This window comes from Anaerostipes hominis (ex Lee et al. 2021) (assembly GCF_002270485.1).
Lineage (GTDB): Bacteria > Bacillota > Clostridia > Lachnospirales > Lachnospiraceae > Anaerostipes > Anaerostipes hominis.
Map to the genome: position 1 here is coordinate 13,821 of NZ_NQOG01000001.1, position 26,694 is coordinate 40,514.

General features: G+C 45.7%; 34 protein-coding genes and 2 pseudogenes. 7 read left to right on the top strand and 29 right to left on the bottom strand.

Annotation, left to right across the window (positions count from 1 at the left end; translation table 11 throughout):
* Positions 1-73: 73 nt before the first annotated feature.
* The 3 genes from modA to CI597_RS00065 are packed head-to-tail and all read left to right on the top strand — an operon-like array spanning position 74 to position 2,594.
* Positions 74-865, top strand: a complete 792-nt coding sequence (gene modA / locus CI597_RS00055; protein WP_024726921.1) for a molybdate ABC transporter substrate-binding protein — start codon at positions 74-76, stop codon at positions 863-865.
* Positions 865-1,548 carry a molybdate ABC transporter permease subunit gene (gene modB, locus CI597_RS00060; protein ID WP_024726920.1) on the top strand — a complete coding sequence of 228 codons (684 nt, stop codon included), beginning with the start codon at positions 865-867 and terminating at the stop codon, positions 1,546-1,548. Before modA ends, modB begins: the two co-directional genes overlap by 1 nt.
* Positions 1,545-2,594, top strand: coding sequence for a sulfate/molybdate ABC transporter ATP-binding protein (locus tag CI597_RS00065; protein WP_024726919.1), 1,050 nt, complete (start codon positions 1,545-1,547; stop codon positions 2,592-2,594). Before modB ends, CI597_RS00065 begins: the two co-directional genes overlap by 4 nt.
* Before the next feature lie 47 nt (positions 2,595-2,641).
* On the opposite strand, the gene CI597_RS00070 is transcribed toward CI597_RS00065, so the two are convergent.
* From CI597_RS00070 to CI597_RS00095, 6 genes are all read right to left on the bottom strand, one after another.
* Positions 2,642-3,223, bottom strand: coding sequence for a nucleotidyltransferase family protein (locus tag CI597_RS00070; protein ID WP_024726918.1), 582 nt, complete (start codon positions 3,221-3,223; stop codon positions 2,642-2,644).
* A gap of 2 nt (positions 3,224-3,225) precedes the next feature.
* Positions 3,226-4,212: an XdhC family protein gene (locus tag CI597_RS00075; RefSeq protein WP_024726917.1), complete on the bottom strand. Its 987-nt coding sequence runs from the start codon at positions 4,210-4,212 to the stop codon at positions 3,226-3,228.
* An 11-nt stretch (positions 4,213-4,223) separates the two neighbouring features.
* Complete coding sequence (locus CI597_RS00080) at positions 4,224-5,099, bottom strand: methionyl aminopeptidase (protein ID WP_024726916.1); 876 nt, start codon at positions 5,097-5,099, stop codon at positions 4,224-4,226.
* Between the two features lie 81 nt (positions 5,100-5,180).
* Positions 5,181-5,990 (bottom strand): ABC transporter permease subunit, encoded by an 810-nt coding sequence (locus tag CI597_RS00085; RefSeq protein WP_095142854.1) that lies wholly within the window; start codon positions 5,988-5,990, stop codon positions 5,181-5,183.
* Positions 5,983-6,873 (bottom strand): ABC transporter ATP-binding protein, encoded by an 891-nt coding sequence (locus CI597_RS00090; protein ID WP_024726914.1) that lies wholly within the window; start codon positions 6,871-6,873, stop codon positions 5,983-5,985. The genes CI597_RS00085 and CI597_RS00090 overlap by 8 nt, the downstream gene beginning before the upstream one ends.
* The gene (locus CI597_RS00095; protein ID WP_024726913.1) at positions 6,870-7,487 is read right to left on the bottom strand and encodes a TetR/AcrR family transcriptional regulator; all 618 of its coding nucleotides are present in this window, start codon (positions 7,485-7,487) and stop codon (positions 6,870-6,872) included. The genes CI597_RS00090 and CI597_RS00095 overlap by 4 nt, the downstream gene beginning before the upstream one ends.
* 197 nt (positions 7,488-7,684) lie before the next feature.
* Between CI597_RS00095 and CI597_RS00100 the strand changes: the two genes are divergently transcribed.
* On the top strand, positions 7,685-9,106 hold the full coding sequence (locus tag CI597_RS00100; protein WP_024726912.1) for a phospholipase D family protein: 1,422 nt from the start codon (positions 7,685-7,687) through the stop codon (positions 9,104-9,106).
* A gap of 94 nt (positions 9,107-9,200) precedes the next feature.
* Here the strand turns inward: CI597_RS00100 and CI597_RS00105 are convergent, their stop codons facing one another.
* From CI597_RS00105 to CI597_RS18055, 10 genes are all read right to left on the bottom strand, one after another.
* Positions 9,201-9,686, bottom strand: coding sequence for a threonine/serine exporter family protein (locus CI597_RS00105; RefSeq protein WP_024726911.1), 486 nt, complete (start codon positions 9,684-9,686; stop codon positions 9,201-9,203).
* Positions 9,683-10,441 carry a threonine/serine exporter family protein gene (locus CI597_RS00110; RefSeq protein ID WP_024726910.1) on the bottom strand — a complete coding sequence of 253 codons (759 nt, stop codon included), beginning with the start codon at positions 10,439-10,441 and terminating at the stop codon, positions 9,683-9,685. The genes CI597_RS00105 and CI597_RS00110 overlap by 4 nt, the downstream gene beginning before the upstream one ends.
* A 10-nt stretch (positions 10,442-10,451) precedes the next feature.
* Entirely contained in the window at positions 10,452-11,147 is a 696-nt protein-coding gene (gene yqeC, locus CI597_RS00115; RefSeq protein WP_024726909.1) for a selenium cofactor biosynthesis protein YqeC, read from the bottom strand.
* A gap of 165 nt (positions 11,148-11,312) precedes the next feature.
* Entirely contained in the window at positions 11,313-11,843 is a 531-nt protein-coding gene (locus tag CI597_RS00120) for a dihydrofolate reductase family protein (RefSeq protein ID WP_024726908.1), read from the bottom strand.
* 202 nt (positions 11,844-12,045) lie between these two features.
* Positions 12,046-12,810 (bottom strand): ABC transporter permease, encoded by a 765-nt coding sequence (locus CI597_RS00130; RefSeq protein ID WP_024726906.1) that lies wholly within the window; start codon positions 12,808-12,810, stop codon positions 12,046-12,048.
* On the bottom strand, positions 12,807-13,724 hold the full coding sequence (locus CI597_RS00135; protein ID WP_024726905.1) for an ABC transporter ATP-binding protein: 918 nt from the start codon (positions 13,722-13,724) through the stop codon (positions 12,807-12,809). The genes CI597_RS00130 and CI597_RS00135 overlap by 4 nt, the downstream gene beginning before the upstream one ends.
* A complete protein-coding gene (locus CI597_RS00140; protein WP_024726904.1) occupies positions 13,724-13,924 on the bottom strand; it encodes a PLDc N-terminal domain-containing protein in 201 nt (66 codons plus the stop codon). Before CI597_RS00140 ends, CI597_RS00135 begins: the two co-directional genes overlap by 1 nt.
* 2 nt (positions 13,925-13,926) lie before the next feature.
* A complete protein-coding gene (locus tag CI597_RS00145) occupies positions 13,927-15,036 on the bottom strand; it encodes a helix-turn-helix domain-containing protein (protein ID WP_235824510.1) in 1,110 nt (369 codons plus the stop codon).
* Positions 15,037-15,156: 120 nt separating this feature from the next.
* Positions 15,157-15,342 carry a hypothetical protein gene (locus CI597_RS18050; protein WP_186992423.1) on the bottom strand — a complete coding sequence of 62 codons (186 nt, stop codon included), beginning with the start codon at positions 15,340-15,342 and terminating at the stop codon, positions 15,157-15,159.
* A 202-nt stretch (positions 15,343-15,544) separates the two neighbouring features.
* Positions 15,545-15,757 (bottom strand): hypothetical protein, encoded by a 213-nt coding sequence (locus tag CI597_RS18055; protein WP_024726892.1) that lies wholly within the window; start codon positions 15,755-15,757, stop codon positions 15,545-15,547.
* 298 nt (positions 15,758-16,055) lie between these two features.
* On the opposite strand from CI597_RS18055, the gene CI597_RS00155 reads away from it, so the two are divergent.
* Entirely contained in the window at positions 16,056-17,000 is a 945-nt protein-coding gene (locus tag CI597_RS00155) for an L-lactate dehydrogenase (RefSeq protein ID WP_024726891.1), read from the top strand.
* Between the two features lie 26 nt (positions 17,001-17,026).
* Positions 17,027-17,191: an EAL domain-containing protein gene (locus CI597_RS19295; RefSeq protein ID WP_081723791.1), complete on the top strand. Its 165-nt coding sequence runs from the start codon at positions 17,027-17,029 to the stop codon at positions 17,189-17,191.
* 163 nt (positions 17,192-17,354) lie between these two features.
* On the opposite strand, the gene CI597_RS00165 is transcribed toward CI597_RS19295, so the two are convergent.
* From CI597_RS00165 to CI597_RS00200, 8 genes and pseudogenes are all read right to left on the bottom strand, one after another.
* On the bottom strand, positions 17,355-17,876 hold the full coding sequence (locus CI597_RS00165; protein ID WP_024726890.1) for a nitroreductase family protein: 522 nt from the start codon (positions 17,874-17,876) through the stop codon (positions 17,355-17,357).
* Positions 17,877-17,896: 20 nt separating this feature from the next.
* Positions 17,897-18,763, bottom strand: a complete 867-nt coding sequence (locus tag CI597_RS00170; protein ID WP_024726889.1) for a DegV family protein — start codon at positions 18,761-18,763, stop codon at positions 17,897-17,899.
* An 83-nt stretch (positions 18,764-18,846) separates the two neighbouring features.
* Entirely contained in the window at positions 18,847-19,362 is a 516-nt protein-coding gene (locus CI597_RS00175; RefSeq protein WP_034548995.1) for a MogA/MoaB family molybdenum cofactor biosynthesis protein, read from the bottom strand.
* Entirely contained in the window at positions 19,359-19,787 is a 429-nt protein-coding gene (locus CI597_RS00180) for an MOSC domain-containing protein (protein ID WP_024726887.1), read from the bottom strand. The genes CI597_RS00175 and CI597_RS00180 overlap by 4 nt, the downstream gene beginning before the upstream one ends.
* Positions 19,774-20,292, bottom strand: a complete 519-nt coding sequence (gene moaC, locus CI597_RS00185) for a cyclic pyranopterin monophosphate synthase MoaC (RefSeq protein ID WP_024726886.1) — start codon at positions 20,290-20,292, stop codon at positions 19,774-19,776. Before moaC ends, CI597_RS00180 begins: the two co-directional genes overlap by 14 nt.
* 5 nt (positions 20,293-20,297) lie before the next feature.
* Positions 20,298-21,317, bottom strand: a complete 1,020-nt coding sequence (locus CI597_RS00190; RefSeq protein ID WP_024726885.1) for a molybdopterin-binding protein — start codon at positions 21,315-21,317, stop codon at positions 20,298-20,300.
* A gap of 5 nt (positions 21,318-21,322) precedes the next feature.
* Entirely contained in the window at positions 21,323-22,141 is an 819-nt protein-coding gene (yqeB, locus tag CI597_RS00195; protein WP_024726884.1) for a selenium-dependent molybdenum cofactor biosynthesis protein YqeB, read from the bottom strand.
* A pseudogene (locus tag CI597_RS00200) lies at positions 22,138-22,724 on the bottom strand (dihydropyrimidinase); the annotation flags it as partial. The gene yqeB and the pseudogene CI597_RS00200, both read right to left, overlap by 4 nt.
* Before the next feature lie 124 nt (positions 22,725-22,848).
* On the opposite strand from CI597_RS00200, the gene CI597_RS00205 reads away from it, so the two are divergent.
* Positions 22,849-23,481, top strand: a complete 633-nt coding sequence (locus CI597_RS00205; RefSeq protein WP_024726883.1) for a helix-turn-helix transcriptional regulator — start codon at positions 22,849-22,851, stop codon at positions 23,479-23,481.
* Positions 23,482-23,513: 32 nt separating this feature from the next.
* Here the strand turns inward: CI597_RS00205 and CI597_RS00210 are convergent, their stop codons facing one another.
* From CI597_RS00210 to CI597_RS00235, 5 genes and pseudogenes are all read right to left on the bottom strand, one after another.
* The gene (locus CI597_RS00210) at positions 23,514-23,948 is read right to left on the bottom strand and encodes a DUF3788 domain-containing protein (RefSeq protein WP_024726882.1); all 435 of its coding nucleotides are present in this window, start codon (positions 23,946-23,948) and stop codon (positions 23,514-23,516) included.
* 18 nt (positions 23,949-23,966) lie between these two features.
* A complete protein-coding gene (locus CI597_RS00215; RefSeq protein WP_024726881.1) occupies positions 23,967-24,938 on the bottom strand; it encodes an AraC family transcriptional regulator in 972 nt (323 codons plus the stop codon).
* Positions 24,939-25,341: 403 nt separating this feature from the next.
* Positions 25,342-25,671 carry an RNA polymerase sigma factor gene (locus CI597_RS00225; protein WP_024726879.1) on the bottom strand — a complete coding sequence of 110 codons (330 nt, stop codon included), beginning with the start codon at positions 25,669-25,671 and terminating at the stop codon, positions 25,342-25,344.
* Between the two features lie 239 nt (positions 25,672-25,910).
* Positions 25,911-26,122 (bottom strand): annotated as a pseudogene (locus CI597_RS00230) (hypothetical protein).
* 9 nt (positions 26,123-26,131) lie between these two features.
* A complete protein-coding gene (locus CI597_RS00235; protein WP_024726878.1) occupies positions 26,132-26,692 on the bottom strand; it encodes a GNAT family N-acetyltransferase in 561 nt (186 codons plus the stop codon).
* Between the last annotated feature and the right edge of the window lie 2 nt (positions 26,693-26,694).

Genomic DNA, 26,694 nt, shown 5'->3' on the forward strand with positions numbered 1-26,694 from the left:
TCAAATAAAACAGCTTTCCTTTTTCAGGTAAAGTAAAGATGTAAAAACGAAGTACAGGAGGATACAATATTAAATGAAAAAACAAATATTTGCTGTGCTGGCTGCCGCAGTGCTGGGAACTGCGGCCCTGTCGGGATGCAGTTCCGAAGACAAAAATACTTCCGAAAAAACTGCCACACTGACCATTCCCGCAGCCGCCAGTCTTACGGATGTGACAGAGGACATCGCCGAGAAATATAAAGAAAAGGAACCCAATGTAGAACTCCGCTTTTCCTATGGAAGTTCCGGCGCACTTCAGACACAGATTGAAGAGGGCGCGGACGCAGATGTTTTTATGTCGGCTGCCCAAAAACAGATGGATGCTCTCTCAAAAAAGAACCTGATCAATAAAAAATCCCGCACGAATCTGCTGGAAAACAAGCTTGTACTGATCGTCCCAAAAGGCAGCAAGACATCCGTTAAAACCTTTGAAGACCTGGCAGATTCAGGCGTAAAAAAAGTGGCACTGGGTGAGCCTAAAGCAGTCCCGGTCGGACAATATTCAGAAGGAGTCTTTCAAAAACTTGGCATTTTGGATAAAATAAAGAAGAAGGCAAACTATGGAAGCGATGTCCGCCAGGTTCTCACATGGGTAGAAAGCGGCGAAGTGGACTGCGGAGTCGTCTATATGACGGATGCGAAAATATCGAAGAAGATCAAAGTAGTCTGTGAGGCTCCGAAGAAAGCCGCCGACCCTGTGATCTATCCGGTGGCCGTGTTAAAAGACAGCAGACATCAGAAAGAAGCCCAGAAGTTTGTAGATTACTTAAAAACCGATGAAATACTGAAGCTGTTCGAGTCTTACGGCTTCCAAAGGATAAAATAATGTTCGATCTGTCACCACTGTGGATTTCTCTAAAAGTAGCCCTTCCGGCTACCATATTTACCTTTGTACTGGGTATCTGTGCTGCCCGGACCGTTGTAAAGCTGAAACACGGACAGGCTGTCATCGACGGCCTGTTTACTCTGCCTTTAGTCCTGCCCCCAACAGTCGTCGGTTTTTTCCTGCTGCTGGCTTTCGGAAAAAACAGCCTGGTAGGGCAGTTCTTTTCTCAGTTTGGGTTTTCCTTTATATTTTCCTGGCAGGGTGCGGTCATCGCCTCAACTGCAGTTTCATTTCCGCTGATGTACCGCACGGTCCGCGGCGCCTTTGAACAGATCGATCAGGAATATCTGTATGCAGCCAGAACCCTGGGAATGACAGAGGGAAAAATATTCCGAAAGATCATCATCCCCCTGGCATGGCCGGGCATCCTTGCAGGAACAATTCTTTCCTTTGCAAGGGCTCTCGGCGAGTTCGGAGCCACCATCATGATCGCAGGCAATATCCCCGGAAAAACCCAGACCATGTCCGTAGCCGTATACACGGCAGTGCAGGCAGGCGACCGTGAGAGTGCCTATCTCTGGGTCATGATCATCGTCTGTTTTTCCTTTGTGATGATGCTCGCCATGAACTTCTGTACATCTTTCCAGGTGCGCTTTGCACGGCGGAAAGGAGCAGCAAAATGAGTCTTTATGTAGATATTGAAAAACATCTGCCTGGGTTTCATCTTAGGACTTCTTTTGAAGCAGGCAATGAAATACTTTCTATTCTGGGGGCTTCGGGCTGTGGAAAAAGCCTGACTCTGAAATGCATTGCCGGAATCGAGACACCGGACCGGGGACGGATCGTTCTGGACGGCAGAGTTTTATTTGACTCCCAAAAGCGTATCAATCTGCCCGTGAGGGACCGGAAGATAGGATATCTGTTTCAAACTTATGCCTTATTTCCCCACATGACGGTGCGTGAAAATATTGCCTGTGGGCTGACTTCCAGGGACAGGTCTTTTGTAGGCTCATGGGTTGAAAAGTTCTATTTATCCGGCCTCGAAGACCATTATCCCTCCCAGCTTTCCGGCGGCCAGCAGCAGCGCACGGCTCTGGCAAGGATGCTGGCATCCAGGCCTTCTCTGATCATGCTGGACGAACCTTTTTCGGCTTTGGATGATTATCTGAAATGGCAGCTGGAGCAGGAACTGATGCACATCATACGGGACTTTCCCGGAACCGCCCTGTTCGTCTCGCACAACAGAGACGAAGTCTACCGGATGTCCGACCGGATCGCCGTCATGGGAAATGGCCGCCTAAAGACCGTACAGCGCAAAAAAGAATTGTTTCAGAATCCGGAATCTCTGGAAGCCGCGCTTCTTACAGGATGCAAAAATATTTCTCATGCAGAGTATATCGATGACCACACATTTTTTGCGTCCGACTGGAACATTGTCCTGACATCTTCCGTCCCTGTTCCAAAAGATATCAGATACGCCGGTTTCCGGGCCCATTACTTTTCCATCGAACTGGATGCGTCTCTGCCCAACACAATGGAATGTACGGTTACGGACATCATTGAAGATACCTTTTCCATGATTCTTCTCTTTCGGGAAAAGCAGAATAAAAAGTCCGGAGACTGGACGGGACTGCGCTTTGAACTACCTAAAACTCTCTGGAACGACCAGATAAAAAAGGATACGATCTTTCTCAGGTTTCCGAAAGACAAATTTCTTTTTATGAAATAAACAAAAGTGGATTTTACACGGCTTTTATCCTTTGTAAAATCCACTTTTTAATTTTCCAGCTGATCCAATGTATCGATATCCCTCAGTTCCCGTCCTCCGGCCTCAAATATAAACACATCTTCAGAATGGCTTCTTACGACCTGCTTGCCTCCCCGGTCTCCCTGTATGGAGAGAAGTTCCTTCACGTAACAGCTGTGAAACACACACGGGTTTTTCGGAATTCCATCTTCCGAGAGACAGCCGATTCCTTTTCCCGCCCGCAAAAAAGCAGACAGGAATTTCCTGACCGTCTCCTCTTTCAGTTCCGGCTGGTCAGCCGTAAAGAAAAGATAGTATGCATCCTCCCGCGGATGCAGATTGGCTTTCAGCCCGATCTGAACAGAGGATGATATCCCCTGTTCGCTGTGCCGGTTCATCAGGCAGAGCACACCGCTCTCTTTTGCATCCAGGTAAATTTCTTCATAGCGGGTCACCACAGTCACGTCTGCGTCTTTCAATTCCCGGGCCAGCGAAAGCATCACATCCAGTGTGTGCCTGTACATAGGTTTACCGCCGATCTCATACAAGAGCTTGTTGGACCCAAAGCGGCGGCCAAACCCTGCGGCCAGCAGGATCATGTGAATCTTCATCTCTATATCCTTTCAAACAGGACCCGGACATGCCCGCCGCAGATCATTCCAAGGTCAGAGGCATCTTTTGCCGAGAGGTCATATTCCTTTACCTGTACGCCAGATACGTGTCCGGCATCCCTGCATGCGGTATATTCGACGCTGCCTCCCCCGATGCTTCCATAAGATGTTCCTCCTTCTCCCAGGAACATCTTGCTTCCTGTCCCTCTCGGAGAAGATCCACTCTTTGAAAGTATCGTCAGCATGACTCCGTGTTCTCCTCCAAGGACCGCATTTGCCACATCCATATCCGCAAAGCCGGTATGGCGGCGGTTCTTTTCTTTCACGATCTCTGCCATGATACTCACGGCGATCTCCTCCGGCAGCTGTCCACCAAGGGGCAGACCGATCGGTGAGTGCATAGACTCTACCTTCTCGCCGGAAAACCCTTCTTCTAACAGGGCATCTTTTGTAATCTTTACTTTCGTGCGGCTGCCGATCATGCCGAAATATGCATGGGGATGAGATAAGACCTTTCTTGCGCAGGCCCGGTCTCCCTGATGTCCCCTGGTCACCGCCACATAAAATGTATTCTCATATCTGAACAGTTCATCCGGCAGACAGTCAAAATCACAGCAGAGCAGCCGGTCTGCCCACGGAAACCTGTCTTTCGTAACAAACTCTTCTCTGTCATCCACCACCGTTATGTCAAATCCAAGAATCTTTCCGATCTGGCAGACCGGCTGTGACACATGGCCTCCTCCTAAAATAACGAGCCTGGGGGCTTTTTGAAAGAGCTCCACAAAAATCTCACGTTTCCCAATCGAAACAGTCTCTGTCTGCTCCACCCTCCTGAGTTCAGTAAGAAATTCCTTCCAGAAATGCTCTCCATGCATCTCCTCCTGAGTGTAAATACATTTTTCTCCTGCCATCGGGCCGGAGACAATGGTGGCACTCAAAACTTTTCCCCTCTCTCCGAGCATTTCAAACAACAATTCATATGCAGACAAACAGACACCTCCTAATAAGCCAGTACTTCATATCCCGTCTCTGTCACGAGCACCTGGATCTCCCACTGGGCGGACGGACGGCCGTCTGCCGTGTAGACGCTCCAGTTATCTCCTCCATCAGTGTAGACTTCATCGGTTCCCATGTTGACCATGGGTTCAATGGTGAATACCATGCCCGGGACCAAAAGCATCTCCGTGCCCTTTTTCGTGACGTAGCTGACAAACGGCTCCTCGTGAAACTCCAGCCCGACACCGTGTCCGCCGATCTCCCGCACGACCGAATATCCATTCTTGACTGCGTGATCGTGGACCGCCTGGCCCATGTCTCCCATGAAGCCCCACGGTTTCACCTGTGCAAGCCCAAGTTCCACACACTCTTTCGTCACATCCACAAGCTTCTTCTTTTCATCACTTACATTTCCGATGCAGAACATCCTTGATGAATCCGAAAAATATCCATGATAGATCGTTGACACATCCACATTGATGATATCTCCGTCCTTCAGCACAATATCCTCAGAAGGGATGCCATGGCACACCTGCTCATTGATGGAAGTGCATACGCTTTTCGGGAAACCTTCATATCCCAAAGGAGCCGGGATACCCCCAAGTTCCGCAGTCTTATCGTGAACCAGCCGGTCGATCTCCTCTGTGGTCATTCCTTCCCTGATATGTTCTGCTACATAGTCGAGGACTGCGGTATTGATCTTTCCGCTTTCCCGGATTCCTTCGATCTGTTCCCTGTTTTTGAGAATAAATCTCGGCGGCACAATATGTCCCTGCCGCGCGAATGCCTCTATTTTTTCGTCCGAAGCCATATGGCAGACTTTATATTTCTTATTGCTGCCGCACCAGCAGGCATCATTTCTTCCCAATTTTCCTAACATGTCAGTTCCTCTTTTCTAAAATTTGTTTTCTGTCCCCTATTATATCACTGGAGTCCTGCCGTGTTAAGAAAATATCTTCTGTCAAAGCGGCAGATCTCTTTTTTGAAACCGGTATTTCCCCAATTCAAAAAACAGAATCCCAATCATCAGCAGAATCCCTGACATGACAATTGCCCGGCTTTCTCCTCTTAAAAGAGCATCTCCATCAAATAAAGTAAAAATTGTGGCATATTTGAGATTTTCCAGCTTATCCCCCATATTTGAGAGCATCTGTACAAGATAAAAAACAAGAAATACTCCGACTCCAATACCTGTGGACCTGCGAGTATCATTGCAGATACAGGACATAAAAAAGAAAAATCCGCTGATACATATATGAAGACAGAGCAGACCCGCATTTAAACTGAGAAATTCTGCGATTCCCAGGTCCCCCGGAAACATCATCTCAGAGCAGACAATGCCCAGCACCGTGATATATAAGATCATCAGGCACACGCTGGCTGTCAGGAAGAACCCCTGTGTTCGGACGACTTTTCTCCTGGAATGAGGCGCGGAGAGGATGGATGCCATAGAACCCCTGTCCACATATCCGGCCACCAGCTTATTGGCAGTAAACAGCTCATATATCATAGGCAGCACAAACATAAAAAAGCCGTATAAATAGGTTTTTAAAAAGCTCTGAAGAGTCGTCCCGGGATTTGTCATCCCTGCGGCTGACATGAGCCCCGGCATCGCCTTTTCAAACTCCGCCAGCATTTTCCCGAGATCGGGTTCAAACATGGAGACCATGACGCTGATATACATGGAGGCCACGGCTGCGATGATCAGAAACACTTTGTAATTGGATTTTATTTCCCGTTTCAAGAGCGGCATAACAAATATATTATTCATGAGAATCACCCCCGTAAAAATGCAGGAACAAGTCTTCCAGGGTCTGCTTCTGTTCCGCAAGATTTAAGACCCGGTATTTTCCTAAACATCTGATGAACTCCGAGAGTTCTCCCCTGACACCGACCGTGACCCGGTTCTCCCCGGTCTGCCTCACCCCGTTCATCTCCCTGGAAAATGCCTCTGCCTCCGCTTTCGAACCCAGGGTGACCATAAAGACCTTCTGCTTGCTCTTTCCAAGTGTTCCCATGTCTTCCACGGCGACAAGCCTTCCTTCTCTGATGATCGCCGTGCGGTCACAGGTCCTCTCCACCTCCTCGAACATATGGGAGGACATGAGAACCGTCGCTCCCCTCTTCTTTTCCTCCAGGATCAGTTCCACAAACTGATTCTGCATCAGAGGGTCCAGCCCGCTCGTAGGTTCATCCAATATGTAGAGATCCGGAGAATCCATGAATGCACATACAATGCCGATCTTCTGTTTCATTCCCTTGGACATTTTTTTGATCCTGCCTCCCGGGTCCAGAGAAAACATATCCATGAGCTCCTGCATCCTGCCCTTATTCTTCATGCCTTTCAGGTCCGCGGCGAACTTCAGAAACTGCTTTCCCGTCATATCATCCATAAATGCGATCTCTCCCGGCAGATAACCGAGGGATCTGTGAATATCCTTTGCCTTATGAAAACAGTCCATTCCGTTGATCGTACAGGTTCCGTGATTCGGGGTGGAAAATCCAAGGAGATGTCGGATCGTCGTAGTCTTTCCGGCTCCGTTGGGACCGAGGAATCCCATCACTTCTCCCTTTTTCACGGAAAATGTGACATCAAAGATACCCCTCTGATTTCCATAATCCTTTGTCAGGTGTTTCATTTCAATCGTATTCATAGATACTCCTTTCGGTAGACGCTTTTCTTTATCCAGTCCATCCAGCGCTCATAGTCTTCGCACACCCGGTCAAGATCAAAATCTTTTCTGCACACCGCCTCTCTCAAATATCCGTCTCCCAAATAGTAGAGCAGCATAAACACGTCCCAGGGGTCCACATCTTCCTTAAATTTCGAAAAATCCACCTCCGGAAACCACCGCGGAAACATCTCCTCTAAAAAGGTCTTGTTTCTATCTGAAAGTTCCTGCCTCACCGCCTCATTTTCTTCATATCTGGCCTTCAGAAGGAACCCGTGGATATATGGGTTATCCTTCAGCAGAGTGGATTTCACCCGTATCGAAAGTTCAAACAGTTTAAAAAAGTCATGTTCTTCTTTGAAATCCATATCCTCCAGCTGCCTCACGATCAGGCCAATCAGATAATCATAGACATAAAGATACAATGATTTTTTATTCTTAAAGTAGAAGAACAGCAGTCCCTTTGATATGCCGGCCAGTTCTGCCATCCTGTCTGTGGAGGCATGCTTATATTCTTTCTCCGCAAATACCCGGATCGCCGCATAAATGATCTTTCTTTGTTTTTCTTCGGGAAGTTTCAAAAACTTTTCGTTCAAAACAGCCTCCTTCCATTGACTGTTCCGGTTCATGAGTTAGTTTGATTATATGCCATTGACTCAAAAAAACAACCCCCTGTATTATCCAGAAACAAAGATAAGGCCAAAGCTGTAAAGCTCATTTTTTTGGAATATTGTAAAACAATATCCGGTGCGGTACAATAGATGAAAAATATGCGAAAGAAAAAGGTGAACATATGACGAAGACAAAAAGAAAAACAGGCAGATGGATTCTGCTTTTCATACTGCTGATCCTTCTTTATGAGGCGGCAGGGGCATGCCTGCCCTTTGCATTCCAGAAGACAGTTAGCGATTCCTACAAAAAAACAGTCGATGTCCCGGCGTTTTACGGTTCGGGCCCCGGCAGGGAGCGGGCCGGCATAGTCGAGACAAACATGGGCGCTCTGGACACAAGACTTGCCATGTTCCGGGAAGCAAAAAAGAACATCATCATCTCTACCTTCGACATACGGGAAGGAAAGAGCACTGACGATACATTTGCGGCTCTCATTAATGCCGCCGACCGCGGGGTCAAAGTACAGATTTTAGTGGACGGGCTCTACGGAATGCTGCACATGAACGGCAAATCAGTATTCCAGGCAGCAGGAAGCCATCCAAACATAGAAATCCGGTTTTATAACGAACCGAATTTTTTAAAGCCGTGGACAATCAATGGAAGGCTTCATGACAAGTATGTGGTTGCGGACGATTCGCTCCTTCTGATGGGAGGGCGGAACATGTTTGACTATTTCATCGGAGATGACAGCCGGGGAAGCATCGGCTATGACCGGGAAGTGCTTCTGTATTCCAAAAAACCGGAACAAAAGAACGGGGCTATTCCACAGGTCCTTTCTTATTTTAAAAGAGTTTGGAATTCCTCAGACTGCAAGACAGTTTTTGAGGGAGATCCCCAGAGAGAAAAGACAAAGAGTGAGATCAAATATCTCTCTCGTCGTTACCAGTCCATTAAAAAGAAGCTTCCTTCGAAAACGGACTGGGTAAAACAGACCGTTCCTGTAAAAAAGGCTTCCTTTGTGACAAACCCGGTCCATATCGGCAATAAGGAGCCTTATGTGTGGTATACGATGCAGCAGCTCATGCTGACTGCAAAAAAAGATGTCACGATCCAGACACCATATGCGGTTTTCTCCAAAGATATGTATAAGGGAATGGAGGAACTGACCGGGAAAGTCCCGAACGTAGAAATGCTGGTGAACTCCACAGCCGTGGGTGATAATTTCATCGCTTCCTCAGACTATACAAGAAACCGTTCAAAGGTCCTTAAAACAGGCCCCAGGGTCTACGAATTTTTCGGAGACCACTCCTGCCACGGCAAGTCCATTGCCATCGATGACCGGCTGTCAGTGATCGGCTCCTATAACTTTGACATGAGGAGCACATATTTGGACACTGAGACTATGCTCGTGCTGGACAGCCCCGAATTAAACAGAGAACTCAGAACAAACATGGACAAGTTGAAGGACCAGTCCCTTGAAATAAATAAAAAAGAACAGTATTTTCCAAAACAGGGAGTGACCCAAAAAGAACCAGAGAATTCCAAAAAGCTGCTGTTTAAATTCAGTTCCCTGTTTATTCAGCTTTTCCGATACTTAGCGTAGCGGAGAAGAAAGTGGGCAAGCCCGCTTCATCTCTCGGGAAAGACTTTCATGCACTAGCGTGACAAGGTCTTTCCTGAGAAAAAAACAACCCCTGTCATTCGGGATTGTTTTCTTTTTTGCCTGTCTGTTTCTTCTTTTTGACCCGGCTGAATACCAGGCCATTGTACAATCGGTATACGGAGGATACCATCATAATCCCACCGGACACTGCCATGGCGATGATCAGGGTTCTCTGCCCATACATGGCAAACAGCCCCCAGTTTTTTGCAACTGCATAATTCATCGTATAGTAAAGCTGCCCTCCCGGCACAAGGGGAATGATGGCCCCGATCAAAAATATAGTGGCTGGGCTCTTGGCCAGTCTGGCAAGTGCCTCCGCATAAACGGTCGCCGCCATGGATGCGACGAAGTTCGGCAGAAATGTACTCGTGGTCAGGGAAGCCATGACCAGATAGACCGTCCATGAGACAAGCCCCCCCAAACCGGCAAAAAATAACTTCTTTCCTCTCACATTAAATAAAATAGAAAAGCCGAGAGCTCCGATAAACGAAGAAAGAACCTGGATCGCCTGTACTATCATAAGACACCTCCCCACAGTACAAGTGCGGTGAAGGAACCAGCCGCAAGAAATACAGCGGTCACCACCACTTCACAAAGCCGTATCATACCCGCCATCACGTCTCCTCCTATAATATCCCGGATAGAATTGACAAAAGCCACCCCGGGTACAAGAAGCATGATATTTCCTATGATGATCGTGCCGTAATCTCTGGTGGCCCCCAGATGCGCCAGTATATATGCAATAGTGGCCACCATAAAAGCTGCAGTAAAGTCTGAAAACATAATATTGGAATCCAGCTTTTGAAGAAAAGCCATCAGCCACCAGACTGCCGCACCGCATAGGGCCCCTATGATCCCTTCCACAAATCCTCCGCCGAAAAAGACTGCAAATGTTCCTGCGATCAGAGATGCAATCAGACACTGCACCGGCAGGCTGTAAATGTGCTCCTGACGAATGTCCGAAAGCTTTTCCTCCAGATAAGAAATATCCGGCTTCTCCCTGCACACATATCTGGAAAGATCATTTAACCGGTCTAATTTATGAAAATCCGTCTTGTAGTATTTAATTCTTTTAGTCTGGGTAAACACATCTCCGTCTTCCGTAGTCACCGTGACCACTATGCTGGATGTGATCGTAAACGCCTCAACTTCCCTCGCTCCGTATGCAAGGCAGATGCGCTCGATAGTGTCTTCCACTCTGGAAACACCGGCTCCGCTTATCAACATCATTTTTCCGAGATCCATGGCCTGGATCAATACCTGCTTTAAAAACATGTGAACTCCTCTAACGTAAAATGACCGGATATTGGCTGTCAAAACAGATACCGATGCGGGCAGCCTGATCCATCCGCTCCTTTGTGTCACATTGGTTCAGCAGAATAAGAAGGTCCGCATCCGGGTATTGTTTTCTGAGCATTATAACATATTCCATACGGATCAGCTTCATAATATCCTCATAATTAAGAAATTCTTCATCAGATTTTTCAAGAATTTTACACGCGTGTTCCGGCCGGTGGCACACATCCTTTATTGGGTTCCCGAGAGCACTCATCCCTGCCACGATCAGAATCTGGTCCGTTTCCTCCGGTATGACCGGCTCTGTTTCATTTCTGGCCTTTACCGGCATTCTCTTTGCTCCGTCCGCCTCCACTATGGTAACGTCAGCAAAAGAGGAGGCTGCCTTAAAGACTTCTTTTGGCAGCCCCTTCATCTTTTCTCCGTCACGGAGTCCTGCTGTAACGGTCCGGCCCGGCTTCAGTCTCGGTATAATATCATCCGCATCTCCGGAAAGCACGGTCTCCCTCCCCGGAATTTCCATGTGAGTGGTGGTCGTCACCAGGACCCTTTTTCCCATCTCTTCCTGTTCTCCTGCGATCTTAAATACTGATGTCGTCTTTCCCCCGGCTCCCACTACGGAAAGGATACCGTCGCGGATTCCAAAGGCTTCGGACAGCGGCTCCTCTTTTCCTATCCTTTTCATTCTTAGTTTCTCCCAAGTTTTATTTTCTAACCTCCCTTTTACTATAGCTTATTGCGCGGAACGCGTCCACCCGAAGGGTATAAAATACGGTGTGCCCTATGGGTGTACTTATGATTGTTCATTATTTGTAGCTTAATTCATATTTTTTACTCGGCAAATCGGAGTTTATCTTCGTATATAATCCAAATCTATGATGCCATTATATGATTGTGTTTTAAGTAACTTCAGCTTTATCTCCTGTTTCCCATTTTCAAATAGACGCGTACCTGAACCCAAGAGTGTTGGAATTACAGTAATATAATAACGGTCAATCAAGTTTTTATTTATGAACTGTTGAATCAGGTTTGCACCACCGCAGATCCAAATATCTTTTCCATTTCCTTCTTTCAAATGATGTATTAACTCAACAGGATTTTCATTTATAAACCTGATTTTCTCAGATGAAGCAAGCTCGTTATGTGTAATGACATAGGTTGTATAATCGTCATATATCCATTTATTTGGAGAAAGTTCAGTAACTACTTGATGATAAGTATTCCACCCCATCAAAATCGTATCAATGTCTTTTACAAACTCTGAATAAGTATCAATATTTTCATTGTTGCTGCCTTGTCCTTCTAACCAATCAACTTTGCCATTGCTATCTGCAATATATCCGTCAAGACTCATTGCAATAAACAAACTAACTCTTCTCATATCTGTTTACCTCACCAAATTCTGATTGCTCTTTCTTCAACAGTCCTTGAAAAACCCATGACATTTTCCACATGATTTCCGTTTGGCTCTTAGAATGCCTCACTCCAATCATGTAGAAAATGGACATAATATCTGCAGGAAAGGTGTTCTTCGAATAAAATGGGCTATTCTCCAAAAGCCTTCTTTATTCATCTGATTTCCCTTAAAGCTGTTTTTTTTGAAAGGCAATGCCCGATAAAACCAAAAGGATCAGGAGGAGTACTCCCGTCATCAGAAAGCTCCTGGAAAAATCCGAGGTTTTGAGAGCCCCGGTAATCAATCCGTATGGCTCGGATACCAGACGCATAGGATTAAATTTCCGGATCCTGGGAACGATATTCAGCAGAAACATCACAGCTACCATAATTCCGGTAAATAAAAGGCTAGAATAACTGCTCTTTGAAATCACGCTGCCCAAAAGGTCTGAGGCCAGCAGCAGTACCCCGAACAGCCATACCCCCAGGAGCGCAGGCATCAGATGATCAATGTCTTTCGTTTTCCAGAAATAAACTGTATATCCATAGGTTACTCCCGTGCACACCGCATAGGATACTGTCCACAGAAGGACTGCCACCGTAAACTTTGAACAGAGCACCGCCGTCCGGGAAAGCCCCTTGGTGACCATTAAGATCAAAGTTCCTTTTTGGATCTCGCCTGCCATCATTCCGGAAAAGAGAATGGCTAAAACCACAAGCCCCATCTGAGGCACATTTTTGAAAAACTGCATCCAGGAATCCGCCGCCGAGGGAGCCGGAAGATCAATGCTGATGCCTCCGGGCATAAAGCTTTTCACAAGCTCCGGGGTAATCTTTGCTATAAAAGGATTCATAAAACCAAACATCAGAAAAATACATCCGAGGATCAGCAATTTATAAGTGCAGATACTTTCCAGCAGCTCTTTTTTCGTAAACGCCCAGTACGCCCTCATGATATCACCTCCATAAATAAGTTTTCCAGGGTCGGCTTCTGCACTTCCATTTTCAGCGGACATATATTGTGCTCTGTCATGCAGATCATAAGCTCTGTCTCCAAACGGGCCATATCCGATGTGTGGAAAATTAAAACTCCATTCTTTTTCTCTACCCCGAAAACATAGCCCTTCTTCTGAAATTCAGATTCCAGCAGTTTTTGTCCTCCCGGTGTGCCCGTCTCCAGACAGAGGCTGTCTTTCCTGTGCTGTGCCTTCAGTTCTTCAAGGCTCCCCGAAAGGGCCAGGCTTCCGTCTTTGAGCACTGCCGCCCGGTCACAGATTCTCTCCACATCGGACAGCACATGGGTTGAAAATAATACCGTTGTTTTTTCTCTGACTTTTGAAAGGATATCCAGGATCTCCTTTCGTCCCAGAGGGTCCAGGGCGGAAGTCGGCTCATCGCAGATCAAAAGCCCGGGCTCGTTGAGCAGTGCCTGTGCAATGCCCAGACGCTGTTTCATACCTCTGGAGTATCCGCGAATTTTTTTCTTTTCCTCTGAAAGTCCTACCAGACTGAGAAGTTCTTCGCTTCTTGAACAAATCTCTTTTGCTGAAAGCCCTGTGATCTCCCCGCACAGACGCAGGTACTGCTCTGCCTTCATATACCCGTAAAATTCAGGCACATCCGGCAGATATCCCACTCTGCGGTTTGTCTTTGCGAAACCGTAGCGAACCGTTTCTCCCAACACCTTCACTTCCCCTTTGTCAGCTTTTAAAAGCCCGAGGATGATCTTCATGGTCGTCGTCTTTCCAGCTCCGTTCTGGCCTAAAAATCCATATACAGAGTGCTCCGGCACCTGAAAAGTTAAGTCCCTTAACACCTGATGGGTTCCAAACTGTTTTGAAAGATGTTGAATCTCCAGCACATTCATCATTCATCCCCTCTTCCAAACACAAAATACACGACCGGTCCTAAAAATTGTATAAACATGACAATTAATATCCAGAATATACGGTTCCCAAACCGGTAATCCGGATGTCTCACCACATGTACCAGGGCGGTCACCATCAGCACCAGTTCCAATATGATCACAGGGATTAAAAAAGGCATATATTCCATCAACTCATTCATCGTCATAACCTCCATTCTTTTTGTATGCGTTTTACAATCTCTTCAAACCTGGGGTTTCCTGTGAGCGGCTCGAATGCCGGATGTTTGAACCCGTCTATCACTGACTGTTTGATCAGCTTTGCTTCCCGCGGTGCCTGGACTCCCAGACACATTTCATTCAGCCATGGATCGACCAGATCAAAGAAATCATCTCCATGCAGTGTGTACGGCAGAAGATTGTTCAGGCAGACTCTCTCATAGTTTTCAAGCATGGCGAGTGCTTTTTCTTCTTTTTTCTGTCCCATATACCCCACTGCGGCCGCAAAGTATAACTGTGCCATTGCATTTACGTACAGAAGGTCCAGTTCAAATGCCTCTGCGATCTGACTGCCTCTCTGGACAAGCATTTCAAACTTTTCTTCATCTTTTTCATACAGGGTCAGTTCCTGTATCATAAATGACATCACGCCCACCAGATTCTGATACAGACTGATCTGTACTGTCTCCCTGGCCTTTTCCTCATTTCCCAGCATGCGGTACGCCTCCGACAAGATGCCCTCATCAAAATAATTCGCCCTGACTTCCTCGTCCAGAAGTTCCAGCACCTTTTCAGGATGTCCCTCCAGCAGTTCCATTCTGGCTTCCAGAGAGTTTGCCTGGGAGGAGAGAAGGACATCACCGCTTTCTTCTTTCACTCTTCGGCAGAGATCCGCCGCCGTTTTCATTACGGTCTTCTGTTCTTCCGGTTTCTCCAGCAGGACAAAATGATTCATGTACAGAATAATCATCTGCATAATAAGAGGAAAACAGGAATAATATTTTTTCAAGATCCCGTCACATTCCTCAAATACTTCTTTCGCCGGCTTCTGACTGAAGTCCTTTGCCAGTCTTAAATAGAGTTTCCGTATGTCTTCCTTTGTCATCTGCGGCTTATATCCTATGAGTTCATCGACACTCATGTTGAAATAGGCCGCCAGCTGGGGCAGAAACGTGATATCCGGGCAGCTCTGCCCGGTCTCCCACTTGGATACCGATGCTTTGGAGACACCGATATAGGCTGCCAGCTGATCCTGGGTTATTCCTTTTTCTTTTCTCTTTTTCACCAAAATATTTGACAGATTTAACTCCTTCATATTCATCACCTCAAGTTCATTATAACCGTATACAGGAATACTACAATGGATTTGAAGTTGATTTTAGTTGATAAAATCAACCAAAAAGAAACAATGCCGCGGTATAGCATCCCGCAGCCTTTATTTATACCGGAAAATCTTGTTCAGTTCATTGACGGTCTCCATGCAGTTCATGGCAAGAGTATTAAAATACAGCTCCTCGTCAAGGCATCCGTATACCCTGTCCTCTCCCAGAATCATGTTGTTCTTCGGCGTAATCTGCCTTCTGCGCATATAGGAGCCGATCTTCCCCCATTGTTTTTTCATCAGTATCAAGAAGGCTGTTTACACTTTTTAAAAAATCAGACTCTGCGGTGATGGGGAGAAGAAATTTATTCACAAGAAGTACAGTGTCCGCCAAGGCTTTTAAATATTTCGGTCAGCACAAAGGTCACTCCCATCCCCGCAATGGTCCCGAGGATACGGTTGTTGATCTTCATCATGCTTTCCTCCGAATACGGCATCAGCATCAGAAAGAGCTCATCGGATACCAGTAGCCGTGTTCCAGATTAGTCAGTCTGCACACCAGGTTCTCCGTCCGGCTGAAGCTTTTAATTTTTTCTATGATCTCACCGTTATCCGTCTGGTTCATATGGTACATCATCCGGATGAGCTCCTCTTTATCCCTTGAGTCCTTCTTCCCGTCCGATAGCCTGATAAACTGCACCGCCAGATTGTTCATTCCTTTTCTTACAGTTTTATAATACCTTTTTTCTTAATGATTCTGGAATGCAGATACAGAAAAGCTGTGAGGACGGCAATGGCATAGAGAAATGCACATAAGCGCACAGGCATCGCCTGTGCCGGGATCAGGCGCAGCTGGAGAAACACAAATAACAGGGAATGCCGCCCATTGTCTCCCGGCCGTGTGCATCCCGTTCTGACAATGCTTCATATTATCATCTCCCCTGCGTTGACTTTTAAAATAGAAAGTGCTACGATTTTATCACATGAAAGCAAGACTGTAAAGGAGACAGACTATGGGATTTAAACTTAGAAAGATCGTTATCATCGGAGCGGGACATGTGGGAACCATGTGTGGACTCAGCCTCATGTACCGGGGTGAAGTTGATGAACTGGTTTACATAGATATTGACAGAGAAAAGGCTTACAGCCAGGCACTGGACCTTGACGATGCGGTTTCTTTTCTCCCGCATCAGATCACTGTCCGGACAGGAGACTATGGGGATGTGGAGGATGCAGACGTCATCGTTATGGCCGCCGGTGTTTCCAGGCTCCCGGGCCAGACCCGTCTGGATATGCTGGACGATTCTATCCGCATCATGAAAGAAACAGCCTCTCACATGCAAGGCCTGCATATACCGGGAATCCTGATCAGCATTTCCAATCCGGCTGACATCGTGGCGGATTATCTGAGAAAGCAGCTGGGCCTTCCGAGAAACCGCTGTTTCAGCACCGGAACTTCCCTGGATTCATGCAGGTTAAGAAGGATTCTTTCCCAGAAGATGCACCTGGACCGCAATTCTATCCAGGCCTTTGTCATGGGCGAACACGGCGATTCACAGATGATACCTTTTTCTGCGGTCCATATTTCTGGCAAACCTCTGGTTCAGTGGATGAAAGATGAGCCAGTGCGGTATGGAAAACTGGATCTTGTACAGATCGAAAAGGAGACTGCCAATGCAGGACACGAGGTGATCGAGGGAAAAGGCAGCACAGAATTCGGTATCGGCATCGCCCTGTCAGAGATTGTCCGCTCTATTTTCCATGACTCAAAAAAAGTCCTGCCGGTCTCTCCCCTGCTTGATGGGGAATACGGACAGTACGGAATCCATGCGGGTGTCCCTTGTGTCATCGGAAAAGACGGAATCGAACAGATCATAGAGATCCCTCTGACTGACAAAGAAAAAGAGAAATTTGAAAACTCCTGCCGGGTGATTCGTGAATATATCAGCCGGATATAATCGTATTTCATCCCTCTCTTTTTTCCATGGTAAAGGAATTACATATAAGGATTGTAGCGGAAGGAATTGAACATAAAGAGCAGGTAGATTTTCTAAAGGATATCGGCTGTCACACGGTCCAGGGTTACTATTTCTACAAACCCATGCCTGAAGGTAATTTCGCCGCGCTCTTAAACGGGATAGAAAAATAACATAAAAAGAAGAACAAAGTGGGCAAGCCCACTTCAACTCCCCAACCCCTCAATCTTTGAGGGGCCTGACAACTTTGCGTGCCAGATGCAATTTGCCGCAGGCAAATAATTTCCTTACGCATCTGTGCACGACCAGCGGAGCGTTTTTCTTTGTCTCTCATGATCAGACTCTGTAAATGTAATGTTCTTTCCTTGGTTTTGCTTTCGGTGTTTCTCCGTCCTGGTATCCCAGAATGCAGTGGCCGATGCCGACATAATCTCCTTCAATTCCCCATTGTCTCAAGAGTTTCCTTCCTTCTTCGCTCTCAAACTCCTGCTTCGCCCGGTGAATCCAGCAGGAACCGATTCCCAGCGCGTGTGCAGCATTCATCAGATTCCCCATCACAAGACTGCCGTCTTCCACATATGTGGACCGGTTTTTGTCTGCCAAAACAACGATCACCGTCGGAGCTCCGTAAAAGGGATCGATCGATTCATTTCCGAGGAATTTAGCGTTCATCTTCGACAATTTTGAAATCGTTTCTTTGTCCTGTATGACCACCATGACCGGTGACTGCATCCCCATGCCTGTGGGTGCGTTCATGCCGGCCTTCAGGATCTCCTGAAGGTCCGCTTCCTCGATCTGTCTGTCCCGGTACTTTTTTATGCTTCTTCTTTCCTTTAAATCTTTAATCGTATCTTTCATTTCATACCTCCTGTTTTGTATTATACAAGAGTTTTTGTCCATGCGATTGCCAATGCCCCGTAGCCTATGTGACAGGCGATGCTCAGAGACAGCGGGTCCATCTCAAAGTGATGTCCCGGAAAACGGCCTTTGATCTCTTCTGCCCAGAGAGCTGCTTCTTCCCCGCTTCCCGTATAGGCGGCCTGAATAATGACATCTTCCTTTTCCATAGACGGACCGAACATTTCATTCAGTTCCTTTTCTACGGCTTCCAGCATTTTTTTCTTGGCAAGCTTCATTCCTCTTGCCTTCGTAAATGCATCCAGCTTTTCTCCCTTGATCTGGAGCACCGGCTTAATATTCAAAACAGAGCCGATGGCTGCCGCTGCCGGAGTAATCCTCCCCCCCTGCTTTAAATATTTTAATGTATCTACGGTTATAAAAATAGATGACTCCATTTTATGTTCTTCCAATATGCTTTTTATCTCGGCCGCACTCATGCCCTGCTCTGCCATCTTTTTGGCTTCCAGCACGGACTGCTTCTGGGTGACAGAAATCCTCTGGTTATTCACTACCTGGACTTTGCCGTCAAAGTCCTCTGCCAGCATATGTGCCGTCTCACAGGAACTGCTCAGGCCGCTGGACATAGGGATATGGACAATCTCATCATATTCTTTCAGCACCTTGTTCCACAAATCCATCACATCTCCCGGAGCAGGCTGAGACGTCTTGATATCCACGCCCTCCCCAAGTCTCTTATAAAATTCTTCCTGAGTCAGGGTAATATCCTCAAAATACAGCTTTTCATCAATATAGAACGGCATAGGCAGCACGTAGATTCCATACTCCCCTGCCTGATTCTGTGTGATTCCGCTGTTGCTATCTGTAATTACTGCAACTTTTCCCATAACGAATCCTTTCATGATTTTTAGGAACTATTGATAATCCCGTCCTTTTATCATAACAAATGTTAGGGTATACAGTCAAATACCTATTTCCCCGGATGTCCGCATTCCGATTCTTTTCCACACAGGATACCCAGTCCGTGGGAGAGTTCGTCCAGGATACATTCCAGATTTTCTTTGACTGCTTTCGGGCTGCCCGGAAGATTTATGATCAGTGTACGTTTCCTTATGACAGAAACTCCCCTGCTGAGCATTGCCCTCTTTGTAATCTTCAAAGATTCAAGGCGCATGGCTTCGCTGATCCCCGGAGCAAGCCGCTCCGCCGCCTCAAGTGTGGCTTCCGGCGTCAGATCCCTCTCTGAAAATCCGGTGCCTCCCGTGGTCAGGATCAGATCCGCCGTGTGCCGGTCACAGATCTCTATGAGTCTTCCTCTCAGCGGTTCTATCCCATCCGGGAGGATTTCAGCCGAAACTACTTCATAGCCTTCCGCCTCTGTCATCTTTCGGATCAGCGGACCGCTTTCATCCCGGCGCTCACCCGATGCGCCTTTGTCGCTCAATGTGATAACTGCTATTTTATATGCCATGTTTCTTCTCCTCATGCTCTTATGATCTGATCATCTACCCGGAGAGTCCCTCCGCACACCACTCTCAGAAAAATGCCCTCTGTCGGCATAATGCATTTTCCGACCCTTTTGTATATTTCGCAGTGACTGTGGCACTCCTTCCCCCTCTGGGTCACTTCCAGGACCACATCCCCCGCCAGGAGACGGTCGCCCACGGCAAGACTGTCCACATCGATTCCGGATACAATGAGGTTTTCCCCGAAGTCCCCGTCCTCCACTTTTCCTCCCTGCTCGGTAAACTCTTTTATTTTCTCATATCCGAGAATACTGACCTGCCGGTGCCATTTTCCGGCGTGGGCATCCCCCCGGATTCCAAACTCCTCAACGAGAAGTGCTTCTTCTACCGGACGTTTTACAGTCCCCTTTTTTTCACTGATACAGATTGCCTCAATCTTTCCCACTGCTGTCCTCCGTTTCTGCCATATCCTCTGAAACATAACGGAATGATCCGCTTCTTCCTCCGGATTTCTCAAGAAGATGAATGTCTCCCATAGACATGGACTTGCTGACTGCCTTACACATGTCATAAATGGTCAGCAGTGCGATCTGCACCCCTGTGAGCGCTTCCATCTCCACTCCGGTCTTTCCCGTTGTCTTCACTGTACAGACGGCCCTGATCGAATAATCTTCTTCCCGCATCTCAAAGTCTACGCTGCATTTGTGAATCAGCAGCACATGGCACATAGGAATCAGACTGCTGGTCTGTTTCGCGCCCATGATGCCTGCGATCCTGGCCACCGAAAGTACATCACCTTTTTCTACCTGCTTCGTTTTGATCTTTTGATAGACCTCTTTTCCGACAAAGATTCTGCCCTGGGCAGAAGCTTCCCTTCTTGTATTCTCTTTGTCCGACACATCCACCATCACGGCGTTTCCGTTTTCATCAAAATGTGAAAAATCGTTCATCTCTCCTACCTTCCAAATCCACAGTCCGGATAAGTACACGGATCACACTGCATACAAAATCCTCCGTGTGCCATTTTTATAAAATCCTCTCTCGTCAGCTTTTCCCCGGCCAGAAGTCTCGGCACGGCCAGGTCGAACACCGTGCGTTTCGAGTACATGACACATCCCGGAAGTCCCACTACCGGAATTCCTTTTACATAGGAAAGCATGAACATAGCTCCCGGGAGTACAGGGCTTCCGTAAGTGACAACCTCACCGCCGCAGTCTCTGATGGCAGAGGGCGTCACATCGTCCGGGTCCACACTCATGCCGCCGGAAACCTGCACCATTCCTGCCCCCTGTTCTATGAAACGAAAGATTGCTTTCGTAATCTCCTCTTTCTCATCTCCGGGAAACACCTGTCCGATGATTTCCCCGTCCAGATCTTTTGCTTTTCTTTTAAGAACCGGGCCGAATTTATCCTCGATGCGCCCGTCTGCAATCTCGGACCCTGTGGTCACAATCCCGATTCTGGTGTGATGAAACGGCAGGACTTCGATCATCGGGCCTTTCTCTTCACAGAGTTTCTCAAACCGCAAAAGCATGTCTTCCTCTGTCACCAGAGGGATCACCCTCGTACCTGCCAGAACCTTTCCCTCTTCCACTGTTTTTCCGGAGTGAATGGTGGAAAAGCAGACATCCTTTAAGCTGTTTAACTCGTACAAAAGATCAATGTTAATCCTTAAGACACCCCGGCAGGATGCCCTGAGCTCTATTTTCCCTTCTTCCGGTTCTCCGTAAGAAATATTGGCTCCGGCGGCGGCCTTTACCATCCGCTTCGCCGCATCATCCTCGTGAACATATCCCTCTTCCAAGTCCCAAACATAGAGATAGCGTTTGCCAATATCCAATAGCTTTTCGATATCCTCTTCCATCACTACATGGCCCTTTTTGAATGCCCGGCCTTTAAACCTTCCCGGCACAATCTCTGTCATGTCGTGGCAGAGCACCATGCCAACCGCGTCCTGAACCCGCACTTTCTTCATAGTCTTCACCTTCTTAGCTGTCCTTTCTCTCCGGCACATACAAGCCTAAGTACACTGCCGGCGATGCATCTTGCCTTATCTGAAATCGTAAAACAGTTGTCTCTTTCTTCGATCCTCGGATCAATATCCGCGATCTTAAATCCTTTTTTCACCGGGTAGCCGTCCCGGATGAGTCCCCGGACGATGCCGTTAAGAGATGCAAATACAGGCACCTCCGTGCCGCCGTCTTCTTTGATCACAGCAATGACATCGCCCTTTTTTACCTGTGCGGCAATCTCTGTCCGCCCATACAGAAGTCCTCCTGCCGGAGCGTGGATGACTCTTTCCTTTCCATACCCCATGATCTTTCCGGGGACGCCTGTGTCAGCCATGGCGGTGCCTTCTTCAATGATCCTTCCGAGATTATGGCCCCGCATAGTCTCGATCACATAATCCACATCCTCTCCTGCGCTGAATCCCGGTCCCAGTCCGATGGTAAGCCCCGACATGTCCCGGCTGGTTCCCAGATTTCTCTTTGCGAGAATGGCGTCCACCACCACATCGGGTTTTATCTCCCTGATAGAATCCCCCTCCGGGTCGATAAATACCACCGGCCTTGAAGGACTTACCATGTCCATGGCTTTTTTCAAAGAATCTGCACACACGGCTGTCAGCCCCTCCACGGATGCAGTTCCTTCATATACGGCTTCACAGAAGGCCACCTGCCTGCGGATAGCAGACGGATGTTCTGTCTCCAGGACAAGAACGGGATATCCGGCCCTGCTCAGCTGACAGATCGTTCCGGTGGCGATATCCCCGCCGCCTCTTACAACGATTGGCTTCATAACATATGAGGTCCTCTCTTTATAAATTTTCCTTGTTTCTCCTTCATGACTGTTCCTCCGTCCGTCATTCGAGTATACAGCCTTTCTCAGGATAAAGGCTGTAAAGCTTCGCAGGGTTCTCTGACAGCACCCGGCACATCTGCTGGGGTGTCAGTCTGCCTGATCTCACTCCATAAGTATAAAATAAAACGGCTCTGGTTTCCACCCCCGGCATTCCGTTTGGAATCCCGGTAAAATCATCCTTTCCCATATTCTTATCTTCCACCGTAAAACTGCAGTGGTCCGTGGACACTGTCTGGCTCTTTCCTGTCCTCAGTCCTTCCCAGAGCACCTCCCTGCATGTGAGATGGACTACGAATACCGAAATATCCACCTCTTTCGCGATCGCCAGGAGACGGTTGACTGCCTCTGCCTCCGCCCCGCCGGGCCTCACTCTCGGGTGAGCATCGGCTCCTAAATCCCCTCTCTTTTTCGCCTCTTCTGTCAGCGCGTCGATCATTTCCGCATTTTCGCAGTGGACGCCTGTGATGCCGCTGATCTCTTTCATTTTCCTGAGCGCCATAAAAATATCATGGTCATTCAGGATCATGTATACAAAACACTTTTTTGATATCTAAAAGTTTTTGTATTTTTTATTGCAATCCTAAAAAAACGTGCTAAGATTAACTTATCAGGCAACCTAAACACTCAGAAAAGGAGTGATCAATATGAATCCGGAACTGGAACTATTAAAGCAAATGGCGCATACGATCGCCATGCAGTTCGGCAAGGACTGCGAAGTCATCATCCATGACCTTACAAGTAAGGATATGGACCATACCATCGTACACATCGAAAACGGACACGTCACCAAAGGGAAATTAGGAGACGGCCCTTCCGCCGTCGTTTTAGAGACACTTCACAGAGATCCGGAAGACATCAAGGACCACTATGCATATCAGATCAAGACATCCGACGGCAAAATCTTAAAATCCACAACGACATTTGTAAAAGGGGAGGACGGAGAAGTCCACTATATCGTGGCCATCAATTATGATATCAGCGCTCTCTTAATGATCGACGCTTCCCTCCAGTCTCTGATGCATGTGGAGGAACAAAAACAGGATGAGCCCACCGCCATCGTAGGAAACGTTCACGACATGCTGGACAGTCTGATCGAACAGTCTGTCTCATTGGTCGGAAAACCAGCGGCTCTGATGAACAAAGAAGAAAAAGTAAGAGCTATTCAGTTTTTAAATGATGCCGGAGCCTTTCTGATCACAAAATCCGGTGATAAAGTCGCCAAGTACTTTGGCATATCAAAGTTTACTTTATACAGCTACATCGACGTCAACAAATAAAGGCGGATTTAATCTATATGGAAACAATCAAATTACGGGTTTACACCTTTTAGGGCATAACGAATATCAACAAGTCTTAATACATCTTGATATGCGTTATCCTTAGAATTTAAATCTATCATAAGCCACTTTTGTCCATTTCCCTCTCTAGTATTGTGATAGATTTCCTGTATATATTCAGAAAGCCTAGGTAACAAGTTTTCAACACGTTCTTTCTCTTTATTACCCACGACCACCAACACAGTAAAATAGTTTTTTTTAGGATAGATAACACACAATGATTTTCCAGATTTTCTAAACTTCACATTCCAGCCGCGTGCCCAGACATCTTTACTGTATTCGATTTTGCAAACCGCTTTATATTTATCGTTCATATACTGATAGAACTCATCAAATATAGGGTTTTCAATATAACTGCTTATTTCACTAATATTAGGTGCATAATTTATATCTTTTATATTTATCACAACAAACTACACTCTCCTTTATAGACTTTCTGTTTTATTTCCATTGACATTGGATAATTCCTTTTCAGCATTTCCTATTTCCACAGGAATTACCCAAATTTCCATATAACTAAAATCTGCATTTTCCTTGTAGTATTTTTCTGCCATGAACGGCTTTGTAACCAGTTTATGATTTGGAAGCCAAGTTTCAAACAGATACTTATTTGCTTGATTTAAAGCAGTAGTAACAAGTTTATCAAAAGATTCTGCCTCAATTCGGCATACAACATATTCACCTGCTGGTAATGTATGTTGTACCATATTTTTAGGACATACATCTGTTGATGAAACCATACCTCCCGCAAAATAAAGGAACGTTCCTTTATCTGGATTTGCCGAATGAGACACGCCGAGTTCAATATTGTTGTTAAAAACAACATTTTCGGTCTGCATTTTCTTTGCATGAAACTCACGCCATAGCTGACCCGGAATATCAATTCCCGTGCTTTTTCCAGGGGGAATCTGTTCATCGACATTTACTGCTTTTTTAAAACCAAAATACGTTTCGCTTGCTTTTAATGTTTTCCTTTGAATTTCCAGAACAATACCCCCTACAATCAGTGGGACATTTTCATCAATCAAAACATAATGAGAAGAAAGTTCTGGCTTGTCAAATGTATTTAACATAGGAACGCTCTTTCTGTATTCATCAGGAGTAATATGGTAAACTTCTTTAAATGCCCTGGTGAAATTAGCATGGTCTGAAAATCCATATTTTAAAGCTATGTCTAATATTCTTTCCTCCGAATTATTTAATTCTGTTATTACCATTGCTAAACGACGAAGTTTAATATATTCTTGAACTGATTTCTTGACTAATTTTTTAAATAGTCTCTGGTAATAAAATGTAGATAGACAGGCAATCTTTGCTAGTTTCTCTGTTTCAATTTTCTCATTCAAGTGTTGTTCAATGTAATTTAATGACATTTCAATATTTTCATATGCGTACATATCAGTACCTCCTTTTTTTTTATAGTTACAGTATACACGAAAAATATTTGTACGGCTTGTCGCACAATGCCATTATCTTATAATACATTTCGCTACCCTTGACATGCTCTGTGTCATTCCAAATGCTTCTAATTTTGCGTGAAATGTTCGGTTGGTATATTGAAATCATCTATCCCTATGAAATAGGGGTTGCGCTTTGGGATTATAGTAGGCAAGCTCCTTTTCTATGGCGGTTGAATAGAAATTGTTTCTGTTTCATGTACCGTGTGCAGATTGGAAAGGACGACATTGGTCTGTAACAAGGCTTCAATGAGATTTAGCAGAAAGTATGTTTTACCACCGCCAATCCCACCAGCGATAAGGGTGTGAGGGAGTGCGTTATATTCCAAGACAAGATTTTTCATCAGTCGCCTTGGTCACTCATGCCTTGAAAATAGCGTAATAAGATTACATCACGCTGTTTCTCTGATAACTTATGTAAAGCAACAGCAAGTTTCTCATTTGATACTTGGATTGTATTATTCAAGACTTCAAAAGAAATATAATCACAAGAATAGTTATCTGTTGTTCCACATTCAAGCTGTTTCATATCTGACAATTCACAGAACAAAACTTCACGCTTAGAACGTCTTGCAAACTGTCTTTTCTTGCTTTTTATTGTACGTTTGGTAACAGTCATTATCAAAGCATTAAACTGTATTCTAACGATATGCTCAAAAGAAGATGTGTTCATAATCTCACCCCCTTTCCGCAAACGCTGAAATATATAAACGGAAATACCGTCTATACCTTTGGAAAATACGGAAAAGAGAGTAAGAAAAAAGCCCACACAAAACATATAGTCTGTATGAACTAAGATATTAAAATATTCAGTTGTAGTAGTGCATGGATTGCTGTTAAGTTGTTCTTGAGTTTTTGGTAAATTGCTTAAAACACTTCATACACAATCCCCCTTAAAGCGATTGTACCATTCTAAACTTTCGTCTTCTTGATAAAGATATAAATATATTCTTCTGGTGTAGGGCGTTTATTTCCGAAATACTTCTTGAAATTTGCCTGCACCTCTGGGTCTGTACTGTTCATAGCTTCATCAATAGTAGCTTCTATATTAGCCCGAACGTCAGCCATGACATACCACCAGCCTTCAAGACTTTTTTAATATCCCGTTTTCTTAGTTCTATCATAAAACTATCTCATTCACTATAACTACTGACATAATCATATTTCAAAATCCCATATAGGTAGTAGTCGCAATAGGTATTTACCATTTTCCCCTCACGAATATGTCCTTCTTTTTGAAAACCTACTTTCTCTAATGTTTTATAAGAAGCATGATTTAAAATATGCACATCTGTCCATAATTTTTGTAATTCTGTTTTTAAAAAACAAAATTCAATTACGCTTTTCAACGCTTCACTCATTAGTCCATTACCTTGATATTGCTTAGAAAGTCTGAAAGCCACTTTTGCCATTCTATTATTTTCAATAAGATATATCCATATTTCACCAATCACTTTGCTATCTTGTTTATGGACAATTCCCCAATGAAAACTTTTAGTAGCTTTTTCTGGCTTATTAAAGAGTACTTCTGGATTTTTTTCGCTTTTTGATGGACGCTTGCCCCAATACTCATATAAAGAAATATCACTAATCCATTCTTTCAAATCATCAATATCACTTTTATTCATTGTTCTTAAAATAAGGCGTTCTGTTTCAATTACTGGTTTTTCAAAAATGTACTCCTGCAAACTCATGG

What these genes read in the sequence shown, in the direction of transcription:
- modA (WP_024726921.1), top strand. Translation starts at nt 74, where the DNA reads ATGAAAAAACAAATATTTGCTGTGCTGGCTGCCGCAGTGCTGGGAACT.
- modB (WP_024726920.1), top strand. Translation starts at nt 865, where the DNA reads ATGTTCGATCTGTCACCACTGTGGATTTCTCTAAAAGTAGCCCTTCCG.
- CI597_RS00065 (WP_024726919.1), top strand. Translation starts at nt 1,545, where the DNA reads ATGAGTCTTTATGTAGATATTGAAAAACATCTGCCTGGGTTTCATCTT.
- CI597_RS00070 (WP_024726918.1), bottom strand. Translation starts at nt 3,223, where the DNA reads ATGAAGATTCACATGATCCTGCTGGCCGCAGGGTTTGGCCGCCGCTTT.
- CI597_RS00080 (WP_024726916.1), bottom strand. Translation starts at nt 5,099, where the DNA reads ATGTTAGGAAAATTGGGAAGAAATGATGCCTGCTGGTGCGGCAGCAAT.
- CI597_RS00085 (WP_095142854.1), bottom strand. Translation starts at nt 5,990, where the DNA reads ATGAATAATATATTTGTTATGCCGCTCTTGAAACGGGAAATAAAATCC.
- CI597_RS00090 (WP_024726914.1), bottom strand. Translation starts at nt 6,873, where the DNA reads ATGAATACGATTGAAATGAAACACCTGACAAAGGATTATGGAAATCAG.
- CI597_RS00100 (WP_024726912.1), top strand. Translation starts at nt 7,685, where the DNA reads ATGACGAAGACAAAAAGAAAAACAGGCAGATGGATTCTGCTTTTCATA.
- CI597_RS00105 (WP_024726911.1), bottom strand. Translation starts at nt 9,686, where the DNA reads ATGATAGTACAGGCGATCCAGGTTCTTTCTTCGTTTATCGGAGCTCTC.
- CI597_RS00110 (WP_024726910.1), bottom strand. Translation starts at nt 10,441, where the DNA reads ATGTTTTTAAAGCAGGTATTGATCCAGGCCATGGATCTCGGAAAAATG.
- yqeC (WP_024726909.1), bottom strand. Translation starts at nt 11,147, where the DNA reads ATGAAAAGGATAGGAAAAGAGGAGCCGCTGTCCGAAGCCTTTGGAATC.
- CI597_RS00120 (WP_024726908.1), bottom strand. Translation starts at nt 11,843, where the DNA reads ATGAGAAGAGTTAGTTTGTTTATTGCAATGAGTCTTGACGGATATATT.
- CI597_RS00130 (WP_024726906.1), bottom strand. Translation starts at nt 12,810, where the DNA reads ATGAGGGCGTACTGGGCGTTTACGAAAAAAGAGCTGCTGGAAAGTATC.
- CI597_RS00135 (WP_024726905.1), bottom strand. Translation starts at nt 13,724, where the DNA reads ATGAATGTGCTGGAGATTCAACATCTTTCAAAACAGTTTGGAACCCAT.
- CI597_RS00140 (WP_024726904.1), bottom strand. Translation starts at nt 13,924, where the DNA reads ATGAATGAGTTGATGGAATATATGCCTTTTTTAATCCCTGTGATCATA.
- CI597_RS00145 (WP_235824510.1), bottom strand. Translation starts at nt 15,036, where the DNA reads ATGAAGGAGTTAAATCTGTCAAATATTTTGGTGAAAAAGAGAAAAGAA.
- CI597_RS18050 (WP_186992423.1), bottom strand. Translation starts at nt 15,342, where the DNA reads ATGAAAAAACAATGGGGGAAGATCGGCTCCTATATGCGCAGAAGGCAG.
- CI597_RS18055 (WP_024726892.1), bottom strand. Translation starts at nt 15,757, where the DNA reads ATGAACAATCTGGCGGTGCAGTTTATCAGGCTATCGGACGGGAAGAAG.
- CI597_RS00155 (WP_024726891.1), top strand. Translation starts at nt 16,056, where the DNA reads ATGGGATTTAAACTTAGAAAGATCGTTATCATCGGAGCGGGACATGTG.
- CI597_RS19295 (WP_081723791.1), top strand. Translation starts at nt 17,027, where the DNA reads ATGGTAAAGGAATTACATATAAGGATTGTAGCGGAAGGAATTGAACAT.
- CI597_RS00165 (WP_024726890.1), bottom strand. Translation starts at nt 17,876, where the DNA reads ATGAAAGATACGATTAAAGATTTAAAGGAAAGAAGAAGCATAAAAAAG.
- CI597_RS00170 (WP_024726889.1), bottom strand. Translation starts at nt 18,763, where the DNA reads ATGGGAAAAGTTGCAGTAATTACAGATAGCAACAGCGGAATCACACAG.
- CI597_RS00175 (WP_034548995.1), bottom strand. Translation starts at nt 19,362, where the DNA reads ATGAGGAGAAGAAACATGGCATATAAAATAGCAGTTATCACATTGAGC.
- moaC (WP_024726886.1), bottom strand. Translation starts at nt 20,292, where the DNA reads ATGAACGATTTTTCACATTTTGATGAAAACGGAAACGCCGTGATGGTG.
- CI597_RS00190 (WP_024726885.1), bottom strand. Translation starts at nt 21,317, where the DNA reads ATGAAGAAAGTGCGGGTTCAGGACGCGGTTGGCATGGTGCTCTGCCAC.
- yqeB (WP_024726884.1), bottom strand. Translation starts at nt 22,141, where the DNA reads ATGAAGCCAATCGTTGTAAGAGGCGGCGGGGATATCGCCACCGGAACG.
- CI597_RS00205 (WP_024726883.1), top strand. Translation starts at nt 22,849, where the DNA reads ATGAATCCGGAACTGGAACTATTAAAGCAAATGGCGCATACGATCGCC.
- CI597_RS00215 (WP_024726881.1), bottom strand. Translation starts at nt 24,938, where the DNA reads ATGTACGCATATGAAAATATTGAAATGTCATTAAATTACATTGAACAA.
- CI597_RS00225 (WP_024726879.1), bottom strand. Translation starts at nt 25,671, where the DNA reads ATGAACACATCTTCTTTTGAGCATATCGTTAGAATACAGTTTAATGCT.
- CI597_RS00235 (WP_024726878.1), bottom strand. Translation starts at nt 26,692, where the DNA reads ATGAGTTTGCAGGAGTACATTTTTGAAAAACCAGTAATTGAAACAGAA.